14 protein-coding genes and 1 tRNA gene are annotated in these 15,562 nt (G+C 69.3%); 6 read left to right on the forward strand and 9 right to left on the reverse strand.

Annotated elements, in window-relative coordinates:
* Window positions 1–42: 42 nt before the first annotated feature.
* Window positions 43–1,209: a Ppx/GppA phosphatase family protein gene (locus QQK83_RS16590; protein WP_284266139.1), complete on the reverse strand. Its 1,167-nt coding sequence runs from the start codon at window positions 1,207–1,209 to the stop codon at window positions 43–45.
* 273 nt (window positions 1,210–1,482) lie between these two features.
* Between QQK83_RS16590 and QQK83_RS16595 the strand changes: the two genes are divergently transcribed.
* The 5 genes from QQK83_RS16595 to QQK83_RS16615 all read left to right on the forward strand — a co-directional run bounded on the left by QQK83_RS16595 (window position 1,483) and on the right by QQK83_RS16615 (window position 6,093).
* Entirely contained in the window at window positions 1,483–1,800 is a 318-nt protein-coding gene (locus QQK83_RS16595) for a virulence factor (RefSeq protein WP_284266140.1), read from the forward strand.
* Between the two features lie 28 nt (window positions 1,801–1,828).
* A complete protein-coding gene (locus QQK83_RS16600) occupies window positions 1,829–2,752 on the forward strand; it encodes a methylenetetrahydrofolate reductase (protein WP_284266141.1) in 924 nt (307 codons plus the stop codon).
* A 17-nt stretch (window positions 2,753–2,769) separates the two neighbouring features.
* Window positions 2,770–3,840: a methyltetrahydrofolate cobalamin methyltransferase gene (locus QQK83_RS16605; protein ID WP_284266142.1), complete on the forward strand. Its 1,071-nt coding sequence runs from the start codon at window positions 2,770–2,772 to the stop codon at window positions 3,838–3,840.
* 77 nt (window positions 3,841–3,917) lie between these two features.
* Window positions 3,918–5,972, forward strand: coding sequence for an ASKHA domain-containing protein (locus tag QQK83_RS16610; protein WP_284266143.1), 2,055 nt, complete (start codon window positions 3,918–3,920; stop codon window positions 5,970–5,972).
* A 47-nt stretch (window positions 5,973–6,019) separates the two neighbouring features.
* Window positions 6,020–6,093 (forward strand) — tRNA-Gly (locus tag QQK83_RS16615).
* A 241-nt stretch (window positions 6,094–6,334) separates the two neighbouring features.
* Here QQK83_RS16615 and QQK83_RS16620 read toward each other — a convergent pair.
* Window positions 6,335–7,384 (reverse strand): AbrB family transcriptional regulator, encoded by a 1,050-nt coding sequence (locus QQK83_RS16620; RefSeq protein ID WP_284266144.1) that lies wholly within the window; start codon window positions 7,382–7,384, stop codon window positions 6,335–6,337.
* A gap of 122 nt (window positions 7,385–7,506) precedes the next feature.
* Between QQK83_RS16620 and QQK83_RS16625 the strand changes: the two genes are divergently transcribed.
* Window positions 7,507–7,998, forward strand: a complete 492-nt coding sequence (locus QQK83_RS16625; RefSeq protein WP_284266145.1) for an acyl-CoA thioesterase — start codon at window positions 7,507–7,509, stop codon at window positions 7,996–7,998.
* Between the two features lie 455 nt (window positions 7,999–8,453).
* Here the strand turns inward: QQK83_RS16625 and pgi are convergent, their stop codons facing one another.
* From pgi to QQK83_RS16660, 7 genes are all read right to left on the reverse strand, one after another.
* The gene (gene pgi, locus QQK83_RS16630; RefSeq protein ID WP_284266146.1) at window positions 8,454–10,061 is read right to left on the reverse strand and encodes a glucose-6-phosphate isomerase; all 1,608 of its coding nucleotides are present in this window, start codon (window positions 10,059–10,061) and stop codon (window positions 8,454–8,456) included.
* A gap of 4 nt (window positions 10,062–10,065) precedes the next feature.
* On the reverse strand, window positions 10,066–10,737 hold the full coding sequence (pgl, locus tag QQK83_RS16635; RefSeq protein ID WP_284266147.1) for a 6-phosphogluconolactonase: 672 nt from the start codon (window positions 10,735–10,737) through the stop codon (window positions 10,066–10,068).
* A gap of 4 nt (window positions 10,738–10,741) precedes the next feature.
* Complete coding sequence (gene zwf / locus QQK83_RS16640) at window positions 10,742–12,187, reverse strand: glucose-6-phosphate dehydrogenase (protein WP_284266148.1); 1,446 nt, start codon at window positions 12,185–12,187, stop codon at window positions 10,742–10,744.
* Between the two features lie 119 nt (window positions 12,188–12,306).
* Window positions 12,307–13,263 carry an agmatinase gene (locus tag QQK83_RS16645; protein ID WP_284266149.1) on the reverse strand — a complete coding sequence of 319 codons (957 nt, stop codon included), beginning with the start codon at window positions 13,261–13,263 and terminating at the stop codon, window positions 12,307–12,309.
* 336 nt (window positions 13,264–13,599) lie between these two features.
* A complete protein-coding gene (locus tag QQK83_RS16650) occupies window positions 13,600–14,196 on the reverse strand; it encodes an HNH endonuclease (RefSeq protein WP_284266150.1) in 597 nt (198 codons plus the stop codon).
* A gap of 241 nt (window positions 14,197–14,437) precedes the next feature.
* Window positions 14,438–15,160: an alpha/beta hydrolase gene (locus QQK83_RS16655; protein WP_284266151.1), complete on the reverse strand. Its 723-nt coding sequence runs from the start codon at window positions 15,158–15,160 to the stop codon at window positions 14,438–14,440.
* Window positions 15,157–15,562: DNA-3-methyladenine glycosylase family protein (locus tag QQK83_RS16660; RefSeq protein ID WP_417750366.1), on the reverse strand; the 406-nt coding region annotated here is incomplete at its 5' end. The genes QQK83_RS16655 and QQK83_RS16660, both read right to left, overlap by 4 nt.

The following is a 15,562-nucleotide window of genomic DNA, read 5'->3' on the forward strand; positions in this document are numbered from 1 at the left end:
CCCCCCGGCGACGCCGCAGGCGGCGCAACCCCTGTCAGGGTCTCAGAACGGACCGTCCTCCAGCACGCCATCGGCCGACATCTGCGCGTAAAGCAGCCCCTCGCGCAGCCCGCGGTCGGCCACGCTCAACCGGTCGGTCGGCCAGGCCCGCAAAAGCGCCTGCAGGATCGCGGCGCCCGACATGATCAGCGTCTGCCGGTCGCGCCCGATGCGCGGGTCGCGCCGCCGCCCCTCGGGGCCGAGCGCGAGATATTGCTGGATCACGCTGTCGATCTGGTCCGAGGTCATCCGCAACCCGTCCACCTTGTTGCGGTCGTAGCGCCGCAACCCGAGATGCGAAGCCGCCACCGTCGTCACCGTGCCGCTCGTTCCGATGATCTGGAACCCCTCGCGCGCCTGGTCGGCGGCGTCATCATAGGGCGAGAAGGCCGCGAGCTGTTCCTCGAAATACCAGCTCATCAGCGCGAAGCGCGCGCCGTCGTCGGCCACGTCGGAATACATGTCCTTCAGCGTCGCCACCCCCAGCGGAATGGAAATCCAGTCCACCACCTTGGCGCGGGGAAACACCGTCTCCTCGTGGTCGAACCCCTGGTGCAGCCGCATGATCGCGCGCGGCCGCTCGACCCGCGGCACGCGGGAAAGGTCGATCCACACCAGCTCGGTCGAGCCGCCGCCGATGTCCACGACGAGCAACTGCTCGGTCTTCATCGAGACCAGCGGCGCGCAGGAGACGACGGCCAGCCGCGCCTCCTCCTCCGGCTCGATGATCTCGAGCGCGAGGCCCGTCTCGCGCTGCACCACGGCGATGAACTCGGCGGCATTGGTCGCCCGCCTGCAGGCCTCGGTGGCGACCAGCCGCATCCGGCTGACCTGGTGCTTGGCCAGTTTCCTCTGGCAGATCTTCAGCGCCCCCACCGTGCGCGCCATCGACGCGCGGCTGAGCCGCCCCGACGCCTCCAGCCCCTGCCCCAGCTGCACGCTTTTCGAGAAGGAATCCACGACATGCAGCTGGTTGCCCTTCGGCTGGGCGATGAGCATGCGGCAGGAATTCGTGCCGAGATCGAGCGCGGCATAGAGATCGGCCGGATCGGGCCGGGATGATGGCGCTAGGCGCCGTTCGACAGTCGGCTCCGCGACGGGGGTGAGCGGCACCACCGGGGTCACGGCTCTGGGGAACGGACCGGCGCCGCCTTTGCGCTTGCGCGACATGCGGGCCTCCGAATTTCGTGTTGCGGGCAATGTAGCAACTGCCCAGCGCGGTCACAATGGCGACGTGACATGCGCACCCAAGACGACTCAACATCTTCATGAGAATTTTGGGCGCGTCCGCACCTCGCCCTCGGCGGGTCCGGCGGCTATCTCTGCGCCATGCCGGTGGTCGCTCCCGCCCCGGCTTGTGTCGAAATTGGAGCGTGCCGCCCGACGCGCCTCGCCTATGGTGCGCCAACCGCAGCCGCTCCGCCCCCGGAAAGGACCGACCCGATGCCCAATGTCACCCATGTCTTCTGGCGCGACATCCCCGCCCAGGTCATCGTGGGCAAGGGGCGTCGCGGATCCAAGGCCGTGCTGCCCGAACGCTTCGAGCAGGCCATCGACCGCTGCGCGATGAAGATCGGCGCCAAGGACGAGGATGCCTATCTCGCCGAATGGCGCCGCGTGGACGCGGGCGAGATCGAGGGCGACCCTGACGCGATTGCCGCCGCCGAGGCCGCGCGCCTCGACGCCGACTACGACACCGACCGCATCAAGCGGCTGATCGAGGCCGACGGCTTCGAGACGCCCGACACCGATGCCGCCTGAGGCCATGGCCTCGTTCTGGGAGAAAGCGATGGCACTTCTGAAATTCCGCAACCGCGACGCGGCCCCCGCCACACCGGCCAACCCCGGCATCGAGGCCCTGCTTCAGGACTACTCGATCGAGGTCATGCCCCGCACCGCCGAGAAGGTCGAGGATTTCCGCGACCTGCTGCCCGCGGGCACCCGCGTCTACATCGCCCATATCGACGGCACCCCCTTCGACGAGATGCTCGCCACCGCCCGCCGCCTGCGCGACGAGGGCTTTGAGCCGATGCCGCATTTCCCCGCCCGCTCGATCCCCGACCGCGCCACGCTGGCCGATTGGGTCGCGCGCTACCGCGGTGAGGCGGGCGTGAAACAGGGCCTGATCCTTGCCGGCGGCATCCCCACGCCGCGCGGTGATTTCCACTCCTCCATGCAATTGCTGGAAACCGGCCTCTTCGACGGGTTCGAGCGCCTGCATGTCGCGGGCCACCCCGAGGGCAACCGCGACATCGACCCCAAGGGCGGCGAGGCCGAGGTCATGGCCGCGATCAAGTGGAAACAGGAGTTCGCCGACCGTTCGGACGCCGCCTTCGCCATGGCCACGCAGTTCGCCTTCGAAGCCGGGCCGGTGCTCGACTGGGCCGACCGGTTGCAGGCCGCGGGCATCACCATGCCCGTCCATCTGGGCATCGCGGGCCCCGCGAAGCTGCAGACGCTGATCAAGTTCGCCATCGCCTGCGGCGTCGGCCCCTCGCTCTCGGTCCTGCAGAAGCGGGCCAAGGACGTGTCCAAGCTCCTGCTGCCCTTCGAGCCGACCGAGATCCTGACAGCCCTTGCAAAGGCCAAGGCCGAGGGCCGCGGCGGCAACATCGAGCGCATCCACTTCTTCCCGCTGGGCGGCGTAAAGACCAATGCCACCTGGGCCATCGAGAACGGCGGCGCGGCAGCGCGCCCGGCCTCCCACACCTGAGAAAGAGCACAGCAGACATGACCCGCACCGTTATCGAGTCGCAAACGAAGACCACCGTGATCGGCTTCGACCAGCCGTTCTGCGTGATCGGCGAGCGGATCAACCCCACCGGCCGCAAGATCCTGAACGAAGAGCTCGAGCGCGGCGATTTCTCCCGCGTGGAGGCCGACGCCATCGCCCAGGTCGCAGCCGGCGCGACGGTGCTCGACGTGAACTCCGGCGCGGTCTTCTCCAACAAGATGGGCGAGGATGCCCGCTACGCCGACAACAACTTCGTCGAACCGATGCTGATGCCCGAACTGATCCGCGTCGTGCAGGGCGTCACCGATTGCCCACTCTGCATCGACAGCTCGGTCCCCGGCGCGCTCGAGGCGGGGCTCGAGGCCGCCAACGGCCGCCCCCTCCTGAACTCGGTCACGGGCGAGGAAGAGCGGCTGGAACTCGTCCTGCCGCTGGTCAAGAAATACAACGTCCCCGTGGTGGCGATCTCGAACGACGACACCGGCATTTCCGAGGACCCCGAGGTCCGCTTCGCCGTGGCCAAGAAGATCGTGGAGCGCGCCGCCGATTTTGGCATCCCCGCCCATGACATCGTGGTCGACCCGCTGGTCATGCCCATCGGTGCGATGGCGACGGCGGGCCACCAGGTCTTCACCCTCGTGCGCCGGTTGCGCGAAGAGCTGGGCGTGAACACGACCTGCGGGGCCTCCAACATCTCCTTCGGGCTGCCGAACCGGCACGGGATCAACAACGCCTTCCTGCCCATGGCCTTCGGCGCGGGCATGACCAGCGCGATCATGAACCCCGTGGCGCTGCCCATCGGCCCCAAGGCCATCGCCGAGAAGAAGGCCGCAATCGAGGCCGCGGGCGTGATCCTGCCGCCCGACATGGATGACGAGACCTTCGTCAAGCTCTTCGGCATGGGCTCCACCAAGCCGCGCCCCGGCAAGGAGATGGAGGCGATCCGCGCCGCCAATTTCCTGCTGAACCACGACGATGGCGGAGCGGCCTGGATCAAGTTCAACCAAGACCCCGACGCCGCGCTGCGCGGCGGTCGCGCGGGCGGGCGGCGGCGTCGCGCGGGCTGAGCCACACCACTTCCAAGGGATGCCGTCCGCAGGGGCGGCATCTTGCTGTCTGACGCAACAGGACCAGATACCGGCGCATGAGCGACAACCCCCTCGTCATCTTCACCCCCTCGGGCAAGCGCGGCCGCTTCCCCGTCGGCACCCCCATCCTGACCGCCGCGCGCCAGTTGGGCGTCGACCTCGATAGCGTCTGCGGCGGGCGCGGCATCTGTTCGAAATGCCAGGTCGCCCCCTCCTACGGCGATTTCCCCAAGCATGGCGTCACAGTCCGCGACGGCGCGCTCTCCGAGTGGAACGAGGTCGAGGCACGCTATGACCGCGTCCGCGGGTTGAAAGAGGGCCGCCGCCTCGGCTGCCAGGCCACCGTGCAAAGCGACATCGTCGTGGACGTGCCGCCCGAGTCACAGGTCCACCGGCAGGTGGTGCGCAAGGCCGCCTCCGCCAGGCCCATCGTCATGGACCCGGCCACGCGGCTTGTGCTGGTCGAGGTGCAGGAACCCGACATGCACGAACCCTCGGGCGATTTCGAACGCCTGCAGGCGGCGCTCAGGGAGCAATGGCAGATCGAGGGCGTGACCGCCCCCCTGTCGGTGCTGCAAAAGCTGCAACCGGCTCTTCGCAAGGGCCAATGGCAGGTGAGCGTCGCGCTCCATCAGCCTGCGAACACGGAAGAATTCCGCATCCTCGACGTCTGGCCCGGCCTGCACGAGGGCGGGCTGCACGGCCTTGCCATCGACCTCGGCTCCACCACCATCGCAGCGCATCTGTGCGATCTGACCGACGGGCGCGTTCTCGCCTCCTCGGGCCTGATGAACCCGCAGATCCGCTTCGGCGAAGACCTGATGAGCCGCGTCAGCTACGCGATGATGAACCCCGGCGGCGACGCCGAGATGACCCGCGCCGTCCAACAGGCCATCGCGCAACTCGCCACCGAGATCGCCGCCGAGGGCGGGATCGACCCCGCGCTGATCTTCGAGACGGTCATCGTCTGCAACCCGGTGATGCATCACCTGCTTCTGGGCATCGACCCGGTCGAGCTGGGCCAGGCTCCCTTCGCGCTCGCCACCTCGGGCAGCCTGACGCTTCCGGCCCGCGACATCGGCCTGACCACCATCGCGCCCGCGGCACAGGTCTACCTGCTGCCCTGCATCGCGGGCCATGTCGGCGCGGATGCCGCCGCCGTCGCCCTCAGCGAAGAACCCGACAAAGCCGAAGCGCTGACCCTCATCGTCGATGTCGGCACCAATGCCGAGATCCTGCTGGGCGACCGCTCGGGCGTTCTCGCCTGTTCCTCGCCCACCGGTCCCGCCTTCGAGGGCGCTCAGATCAGCGCGGGCCAGCGCGCCGCCCCCGGTGCCATCGAACGGATCGAGATCGACCCCGTGACCAAGGAACCGCGTTTCCGCGTCATCGGATGCGACCTCTGGTCCGACGACCCCGGCTTCGCCGAGGCGACCAAGGACAGCGGCGTCACCGGCATCTGCGGCTCGGGCATCATCGAGGCCGTGGCCGAGATGCGCATGGCGGGCCTTCTGGATGCCTCGGGCCTGATCGGCAGCGCCGAGGCGACGGGCACCGCGCGGGCCGAGCCCACCGGCCGGACGCACGCCTATCTCGTCCATGACGCGAGTGACACCGGCGGGCCGCGCATCACCGTCACCCAGGGCGACATCCGCGCGATCCAGCTGGCGAAATCGGCGCTTTACGCCGGGGCGCGGCTCCTGATGGACAAGCGCGGCGTCGACCGCGTGGACCGCGTCGTTCTGGCCGGGGCCTTCGGCGCCCATATCAGCCCCAAGCACGCCATGGTGCTGGGCATGATCCCCGACGCGACGCTGGAAAATGTCACCAGCGCGGGCAACGCGGCGGGCCACGGCGCGCGCATCGCGCTCTGCAACCGCACGGCGCGACAGAAGATCGAGCAGACCGTGCGGAAGATCGAAAAGATCGAGACCGCGATCGAGCCGCGCTTCCAGGAGCATTTCGTCAACGCCAACGCCATCCCCCACGCGACCGACCCCTTCCCGGAACTGGCGCGCATCGCCCCCCTGCCCCCGGTCGCCTTCGGCGCCTCGGGCAGCGCACCGGGCGGCGGCGAGGCGGGCGGCCGCAGGCGGCGCAGACGGGGGTGAGAGGCCTTGACGCCCCCTGCCCCGCAGGACTATCTGGGCGTCGTGATGCGGGTATGGTGAAAAGGTATCACGAAAGCTTCCCAAGCTTCAGTTACGGGTTCGATTCCCGTTACCCGCTCCAACGCTTCCCGATGTGACAGGATCGACCGGCGCACCCCGCCCGCCGCGCCCCGCGTGCCCAGCAACACCTGCCCCGCAATCGCGCCGAAATCACCCTGAAACCGTGCCGGACCCGCCGCATTCGTGCCGCATCCCGTGGGCAAGGTGCAAGGCATGGAAGCGCCGGGTCCCCCCCCTTGCCCGCGCGGTTCCTCCTCCCAAGACCCGGTTTCGGGCCGCGTGCTTCCCAGGGCCGCGGCCCGTTATCCGTTCGGGGCCCGCCGCAGCCGCGCGATCAGCACCGGCACCAGCACCGTCAGGATGATCAACCGAAAGACGTGATGGGCCGCGACGAAAGCGGGCTCCAACCCGGTCTCCACCGCAATGGCCGCCATCACCTCGACCCCGCCCGGCGCAAAGGCCAGAAGCAGCGCCGCCGCCGGCAGCCCCACCACCCCCGCCGCCAGCCACGCCCCCGCCGCGGCCACCGCGCAGGCGATCACGGTCGAGACGACCCCGGCCAGCAGCGCGCCCGCAAGGCCACGCCGGTCGAGCCCGGAAAACCGCGTGCCGATGAGCGTCCCCATGCAGACGAAGGCCGCCACCGTCATCCAGACCGGCATCGTCCCCGGCGTCAGGTCCGACCCATGCCCAAGCGCCGAGACCGCCATCGCCCCCAGCAGCAGCGGCGCAGGCACCCCCAGCCGCTTGAACACCAGCCCCAGCCCCAGCGACAGCGGAAGGATCAGCGCCAGCGACAGCGCCGAGATCGGGCCGCGGTCGGCCAGGTAGGCCGTGCCCTCCACCCCCCAGAGCGCCACGAGGACCGGCACGATCAGCGTCAGCATCAGCACCCGGACCGATTGCACCAGCGCCACCCGCGGCACATCCGCGCCGAGGTCCGTGGACAGGCCCAGCACGTAGCTCAAATGCCCCGGCGTCGCCGCCAGCGTCGCGGTCATCCGGTCGTAGCGGAAAGCGCGCATCAGCACGCCCTTCACCGCCAGCAGCACAAGGACAAGCGTCACCGTCAGCACCGCCAGCGACAGGGGCCAGGTCAGCGCGGTTGCGATCACCTCGGGGGTGACCGTGCTGCCGATCTGCACCCCGATCACGAGGAAGACCGCATCGCGCAAAGGGTCCGGGATGCGCGTGCGCAGCCCCGCCAGCGTGGCGATGGAGACCGCGGCCGCCGGACCGGTCAGAACCGCCGCGGGAAACCCGATCAGCCAGAACAGCACCGCCCCCGTCACCCCGACCAGGAGCGTGACAGTCGTGTCCTTCCATGCCGTCGCGGTCGTGGTGCTGGTCATGCGCGCATCTTCGCGGTCCCTCGCGCCCTGCAGACCCCGATTGCCCGCCAAGGTCAAGACGGCGCAGGCGCGGCCCGACGGGGGCTTGCGCCGCGGCGCGGGCTTGGGCACATGCGAGGGCCATGGACCTGCGCTATCACACCCCCCTCGACGCGCCCGCGCTGCGCGCCCTCGGCATCCCGGCCCCCTGGGGCTTCGGCCTCGCCGACCGGGTCCGCTTCGGCGAGATCGACGCGCTCGGCCATGTCAACAACACCGCCTACCTGCGCTGGTTCGAAAGCTTCCGCCTGCCCTACCTGCAGGCCCGCGGCATCACCGATTACGGCCCGGAGAGCCCGCGCCTTGTCCTGAAACGCGCCAGTTGCGACTACCTGGCCGAGATGTTCAACGGCATGGATTACGTGGTGACGGGCCGCACGCGCGCCTTTCGCACCACGTCCTTCACCATGGAGTTCGCCGTCTGGCTGCCCGCCCCCTCCGGCGCACGCCAGACCGCCGCGGGCGAGGCGATCATCGTGCTTCTGAACCGCGACGGGCCCGGCCGCCACCCGATCCCCGCCCCGGGCCGCCGCGCCTTCACCGAGATCGACGGGGCCCTCTGCGAAAGCCCCTGACCCCGGCCCGACACCCGGCCCCACCCTTCATCTTCCCCCAAATACGGCCTTCGGGAGCAGCATCTCCCCCACGCGCGACGCAAACCTGCCGCGCCGCCCTCAGTCGCCCCTCACATAGCCGACCAACGCCCGCGTCGAGCCATCCTTGCCCGCGCCATCGGTCGCGCCCGTCAAGACCGGTTCAAGGCCTCGGACAGTTCGCCCCTCCGCAGCCCGACCCCGGTCTTCCCCGGCATCACGCCCGCGACGAAGCCGCGATGCGCGCAAGGCACGTTGACCTGCCGCCAGCCACCAAACGGCACCACGCACGCCGCCCCTCCGGCACGCGCCGGACCGCCGCGGGCGAAGCCACCCCGACAGCCCCGGACCCAGGCCCGGCCCCTTCATCTTCCCCCAAATACGGCCTTCGGGAGCAGCATCTCCCCCACGCGCGACGCAAACCTGCCGCGCCGCCCTCAGTCGCCCCTCACATAGGCGACCAGCGCCCGCGTCGAGCCATCCTTGCCCGCGCCATCGGCCGCGCCCGTCAGGACCGGGTCCAGCGCCTTGGCCAGCTCCTTGCCCAGTTCGACCCCCCATTGGTCGAAACTGTTGATCCCCAGGATCACCCCCTCGACGAAGACGCGATGCTCGTAAAGCGCGATGATCTGGCCCAGCACGTAGGGCGTGAGCCGCGGATAGATCAGCGTGGTCGACGGACGGTTGCCGGGGAAAACACGATGCCGCGCCTGCCGCTCCAGCTCGGCCCCCTCGAGGCCCGCCCCGGCCATGAGCGCCCGCGCCTCCGCAAGGCTGCGGCCGCGCATCAGCGCCTCGGATTGCGCCAGGCAGTTGGCCACCAACAGGCGGTGATGATGGGCAAGCTCCGGCTCGTGCCCCTTGGCCGCGACCAGGAATTCGCAGGGGATCACCCGCGTGCCCTGGTGGATCAGCTGGTAGAAGGCATGCTGCCCGTTGGTGCCCGGCTCGCCCCAGACCACGGGCCCGGAGTGCATCTCCAGATCGCTGCCATCCATCGCCACGCGCTTGCCGTTGCTCTCCATCTCGAGCTGCTGGAGATAGGCCGGAAGCCGCGCAAGCCGTTGATCATAGGGCAGAACCGCGCGCGTTGCATGGCCCTGCACCTGGTTGTGCCAGATGCCCGTGAGCGCCAGAAGCACCGGCAGGTTCTCCGCCAGCTCCGCCTCGCGGAAATGGGTGTCCATGTCGCGCGCGCCCGCCAGGAACTCCGCGAAACGCGCAGGCCCCACCGCCAGCATCAGGCCCAGCCCGATCGGCCCCCAGAGCGAATAGCGCCCGCCAACCCAATCCTCGAAACCGAAGACCCGGTCCGGCGCGATGCCATACTCCGCCGTCCGCCCGGTCGCGCTCGACAAGGCCACGAATTGCGCCGCCGGATCGGCCACAGCCCCGGCCATCCAGGCCTTCGCGGTGTCGGCATTGGTCATGGTCTCGATCGTGGTGAAGGTCTTGGAGGCGACGATCACCAGCGTCCGCGTGGGATCAAGCCCACGCAACGTGTCATGGATATGCGCGCCATCCACGTTCGACACGTAATGCAACCGCGGCCCGTCATGACAGGGGGCCAGCGCCAGCGTCGCCATCGCGGGCCCGAGGTCCGAGCCGCCGATGCCGATGTTCACCACGTCGGTATAGGCCCCGCCCGCGCCCGCGATCTCGCCCGACCGGACGGCATCGGCGAAACCCGCCATCCGCGCGCGCGTGTCCAGCACGCCCGGCATCACCTCCTGCCCGTCGACCATCACGGGCCCCGCCTCGGCCCGCAGGGCCGTGTGCAGCACCGCGCGCCCCTCGGTCTCGTTGATCGTGGCGCCCGCGAACATCGCGTCGCGCCGCGCCTCGACACCCCGCGCGCGGGCCAGCTCGACCAGCAGCGCAAGGCCCGTGTCGTCGATCTGCGTCTTCGAGAAATCGAACAACATGTCGCCCAGCCGCCGCGAGAACCGCGCCGCGCGCGCCTCGTCCGCGTCGAACAGCGACAGGATCGACCGCCCCTCGCAGGCCGCGGCATGCCGCGCCAGCATGTCCCAGATATCGCTCATTCCGTCACTCCGCCCAATGGACCGTTGCACCGCCCAGCACCGCGCGCACCGGCGCCTCCTCGACGGGCAGGGTCAACGCCCGCTCCAGCGCCGCGCGCTTCTCGGCCCCGGTGATCAGCACATGCGTGCCGAGCGCGCCCTTCAGAACCGGCGCGGTCAGCGTGATCCGCGGCTCGCCCGCGCCCTCGGCGCGCATCGCCATCAGCGGCGGCGCGTCATCGGCCAGCGCGGCCGCGAGATTGTCCGCCCCGGGAAACAGGCTGGCCGTGTGCATGTCCGCGCCCATCCCCAGCAGCAGCACCGAGAGCGGCAGATGCCCCTCCAGCCCCTCGGACAGCTCTGCAAGCCTGTCCTCGGGCGCGGGCGCCTCGGCGTAGAGAGGGATCAACGTCGCCGCGGAAGCCCTTGATACCAGTAGCCGTTTCTTCAACAGCGCCGTGTTCGAACGCGGGCTGTCCTCGGGCACCCAGCGTTCATCGTTCAGCACCACCGACACGCGGTCCCAGTCCAGCGCCTGCTCGCTCAACACGTCGAAGACCGGCCCCGGTGTCGTGCCGCCCGGCACCGAGAAACTCACCCGCTCGGCCACCCGCAGCGCGCCGGCCAGCTCGCCGGTCAACCGGTCGGCCAGCCCCAGCATCAGAAGCTCGCGGTCGGGGTAGGCAATCAGCTCCATCTCGTCAGATCTCCCGCCATCTGCGATCGTCGCGGTGCATCAGGATCGCGGCCTCCTCCGGCCCGGTGCCGCCCGCTGCATAAGGAACGGGCCGGTCGGCCCGGCGCTGCCAATCCTCGATGATCGGATCGGTCCAGGCCCAGGCGGCCTCCACCTCGTCGCCGCGCATGAAGAGCGTCTGGTTGCCGCGGATCACGTCCATGATCAGCCGCTCGTAGGCATCGGGCACATCGGCCGCCTCGGGCCCCAGCGCATCGGCGAAACTCATGTCGAGCGGCACGTCGATCAGCCGCATCCCCCCCGGCCCCGGCTCCTTGATCGTCACCCGCAGGTCGATCCCCTCGTCGGGTTGCAGCCGGATCGACAGCACGTTCGACCGGCTGCCCGCATCCGCATCGAAGATCGAATGCGGCGTCTTCTTGAAATGCACCACGATCTCGGACTTGCGCGCCTTCATCCGCTTGCCGGTGCGCAGGTAGAAGGGCGTGCCGTTCCAGCGCCAGTTGGCGATATGCAGCTTCATGGCGATGAAGCTTTCGGTCAGGCTTTCGTCGCTCTCGACATCCTCGAGATAGGAGGGTTCGGCCCCGCCCCGGTATTGCCCCCGCACGATATGCTCGGGCGCGACCGGGTCCAGTGCGCGGATGACCTTGAGCTTCTCGTCGCGCACCGCGCTCGGCTCGAAATGCGCGGGCGGCTCCATCGCGGTCAGGCACAGAAGCTGCATCAGGTGGTTCTGCACCATGTCCCGCATCGCGCCCGAGCGGTCGTAATAGGCCCCGCGCCCGCCCACGCCGACCTCTTCGGCGACGGTGATCTGCACGTGATCGACGTATTGCGCGTTCCACAGCGGCTCGAACAGCGTGTTGCCGAAGCGCACCGCCATCAGGTTCTGCACCGTCTCCTTGCCGAGGTAATGGTCGATCCGGTAGATCTGCGTCTCGTCGAAATGCGCGGCCAGCGTGGCATTCAGCTCGCGCGCCGATTTCAGGTCGCGGCCAAAGGGCTTTTCCACGACGATCCGCGCATCCGACCGGGCGATCTCGAAGTGATGAAGGCGCTCGGCCAGCGCCCCGAACAGGCTGGGCGCGACCGAGAAATAGAACGCCTGCACGACATCGTCGCGCATCTCTTCCTTCAACGCGTTCCAACCCGCCTCGCCCGTGGCATCGACCGCCACATAGCTCAACCGCTCGCAGAACGCCTTGAGCCCCTCGGCGTCGCGTTTCCCGGGCGGCAGGAAGGTCTCGACCGCCTCGGCCACCTGCGCGGCAAAGGCGGCGCTGTCCTGCTCGGTGCGGGCCGCGCCGATGATCCGCGCCTCAGGCGGCATCTGCCCGTCGCAGAAGCGGCGATAGAGGCCGGGCAGGATCTTGCGCCGGGCAAGATCGCCGGTGGCTCCGAAAATGACGAGGTCGAAAGGCTCGACCGGAATGACGCGCGATACCATCGTGACTGTCCCGTTCCGCGTTCTGCCCTGTTAGCGCTAACAAGGCCTGTCGCTGCGGCGTTTACACCTGCCACGGACCGGAGTCTAGCAAATCGGGACCGGCTCACAACCTCCGCGGCTCACCGCTGCATCGCGCACAGCAATTCGAACATCACCGAGGCCCCCAGCCAGGCCGTGATCCCGCCCGTGTCGAAGGGCGGCGAGACCTCGACCAGGTCCGCGCCGATCACGTCCAGCCCGCGCAGCGCGCGGACGCATTGGATCGCCTCGAAGGAATTGGGCCCGCCCACCTCCGGCGTGCCCGTGCCCGGCGCATAGGCCGGATCGACGAAGTCGATGTCGAAGCTGACATAGGTCGCGCCCTCGCCCACCACCTCGCGCACGATCTGCATCACCGCGGGCCAACCCAGCGCCATGCACTCCTCGATCGGAATGATCCTGACCCCGCGATCCCAGCCATACTGGAAATCCTCGTTGTTGTAGGAAGTGCCGCGCATGCCCACCATCACCGTGCGGGTCGGGTCGAGGCACCCCTCCTCGATGGCCTGCCGGAACGGGTTGCCATGGGTCAGCGTCTCGCCGCCGAAATAGGGCGGGTACAGGTCGGTGTGGCTGTCCAGCAGCACAAGGCCAAAGGCTTCGCCCCGCACTGCCCGCAACTCCCGCAGCACGGTCAGCGTGCACAGATGGTCACCCCCGACCATGAAGGGCCGGATCCCCTGCCCCAGCACGCCCCGGATGAACCCCTGCGCATTGCCAAGCGCCTCGTCCTGGTCCACCGGGCTCATCGCCACATCGCCCAGGTCCGCGACCCGCGCCGCCTTGAACGGCTCCTGCCCGGTCGCGCGGTTGCGCTCGCGGATCATGGTCGAGGCATCGCGCAAGGCCCGCGGCCCGTGCCGCGCGCCCGGCCGGTTCGAGGTCGCCCCGTCCCAGGGCAGTCCGAAGATGCCGATCTCCACCTCGCCCCGGCGCGGATGCCCGGGCGGCAGATACGGCAGGCGCATGAAGCTGGGCACCCCAGCATAGCGCGGCAGGTCGGTGCCCGAAGGCGGCTGGAAGAAGGGATCGGACATCGGGCACATTCCTGCATCGGGGCGTTTCCGGCTCGAGGCTAGCGCCCCGCGCCCGCCCTGTCACGCCGCCCCTATGGCTTCACCTTTCCAAAAATACGGAAACACGACAGCTGCCACGCGCGCGCCGCCCGAGGCAACGCGCGACGGGTCCGGCAAGACGGGGCCGGGCGGGCGGGGGTGGGTGGGTGGGCCGCCCGACCGGCCCCGTCTGGAACAACCCGCCCGACCGGCCCCGTCTGGAACAACCCGCCCGACCGGCCCCGTCTGGAACAACCCGCCCGACCGGCCCCGTCCGAGCACAACCGCCCGACCGGCCCCGTCTGAAACCGCCTGCCCCTACGCCTCCAGCTCGCTGTCCCAGTAGAGAAAATCCAGCCAACTGTCGTGCAGATGGTTCGGCGGAAACTTCCGCCCCATGTTGCGCAACTCCTCCGCGCCCGGCTGGCGCGGCGGCTTGCGCAGGTTCAGACCCGACTGGCGCAGGCTCTTGGACCCCTTGCGCAGGTTGCACGACGAACAGGCGGCCACCACGTTTTCCCAGCTCGTCACCCCGCCGCGGGCCCGCGGCACGACATGGTCGAAGGTCAGATCCCCCTTCGCCCCGCAATACTGGCAGGAAAACTCGTCGCGCAGGAACAGGTTGAACCGGGTAAAGGCCACCCGCTTCTGCGGCTTCACGAAATCCTTCAGCACCACCACCGAGGGGATGCGGATCTCGGTCGAGGGCGAGCGGACCACCTCGTCATATTCCGCCACGATCTGCACCCGGTCCAGCCAGGCGGCCTTGACCGCCTCCTGCCAGGGCCAGAGCGACAGCGGGTAATAGCTGAGCGGGCGGTAATCGGCATTCAGAACCAGCGCGGGATGGCTCTTCAACGCCCCCGGCTCCCGGACGAACTGTGTTCTGAACTCGATCTGCGTCGCGTCTTGCATGGATGACTCCGCCCCTGCCCTGACTGCCCGTACCAGACACCAGAGCGGGAGCCCCCGCTCCAGCACTGCTCCCACTATATCTAGGCTTTTGCTTCCGGCAAGCCTTACAAGATGCAGTGGGTCCGCAGTCAGGGATAGGCGATCACCTTGACAGATTCGTGACGTTATCCACAGCGATCCGCCCGGAATGGCGGCACAAGTCGGATGCGCGCGCGATCAACGCCTAGGTAGGCAGCCGGCCTCACGGATCGTCCATGCCCCCCGCGTCGTCCTCGGACGCATCCGCAGGGCCGCGCCGCTCCTGCCCCAGCACCTGACGAAGAAAGGCCAGCGCCACCGACAGCCCGTCGGGCGCGATGCCATGCGCCGTGCCCTGCATGATATGGGCATAGACCTCGGTAAAGCCCGCCCCCTCCAGCGCCTCGGCCGCCTCGGGCAGCGATTGCGGCGGCACCACGTCGTCGCGGTCGCCGTGCAACAGCAGGATCGGCGGGCGCGACATCACCTCCTCGGCCAGCGCCTCGGGGTTCACCAGCCGCCCCGAGAACCCCACGACACCCGCCACCGTATCCTCGCGCCGCGGCGCGACATGCAGGCTCATCATCGTGCCTTGCGAAAAGCCCACCAGCGCCACCTGCTCGGGCAGCATGTCCTCGTCCACCATCATCCGGTCGAGAAAGGCGTTCAGATCCTCGGCCGCCCGCGCCATGCCGCTCGCGGCCTCCTCCTCCGAAGAGCCGTCGATCCAGGGGATCGGGAACCACTGGAACCCCATCGGGTTCATCACCGAGCGTTCCGGCGCGTTGGGCGCGACGAAGACCGTGTCGGGCAGATGCGGGGCCAAGGGCTCGGCCAGGCCCAGCAGGTCGGCGCCATCCGCGCCGTAGCCATGCAGGAAGATCACCATGCTTTCGGCCCGCCCCGAGGCCGCGTCCACCTTGCCGAAATCCAGAACCCGCGTCACAGCACACCCTCTCTCTGCCTGTCCAACCGGTAGTAGGCCCAAAGCGCCCGCGCGGCAACCGCGCGCACCGGCGACCAGACCTCCGCCATCGCCCGCATCTCGCGCTCCGAGGGGCGCGCGGACAGGCCGAAGGCGCGCTGTGCGGCCACCTGCAACGCCAGGTCGCCCGCCGCGAAGACATCGGCATGTCCCAGCGCGAGTTTGGCGTAGATCTCGGCCGTCCAGCGCCCGATGCCGGGCTGCGCGGTCAGCGCCGCCACCACCTCCGCTGTCGTGGCCGCGCGCAGCGCGCCGTAATCCAGCCGCGCTGCCGCCAGCGCGCGCAGGTAGCGCATCTTGGGCCGCGACAGCCCGCAGGCGCGCAGCGCCGCGTCCGGGGCCGCGAGATCGGAAGAGCGTCGT

This window comes from Roseicyclus amphidinii (assembly GCF_030163755.1).
Lineage (GTDB): Bacteria > Pseudomonadota > Alphaproteobacteria > Rhodobacterales > Rhodobacteraceae > Roseicyclus > Roseicyclus amphidinii.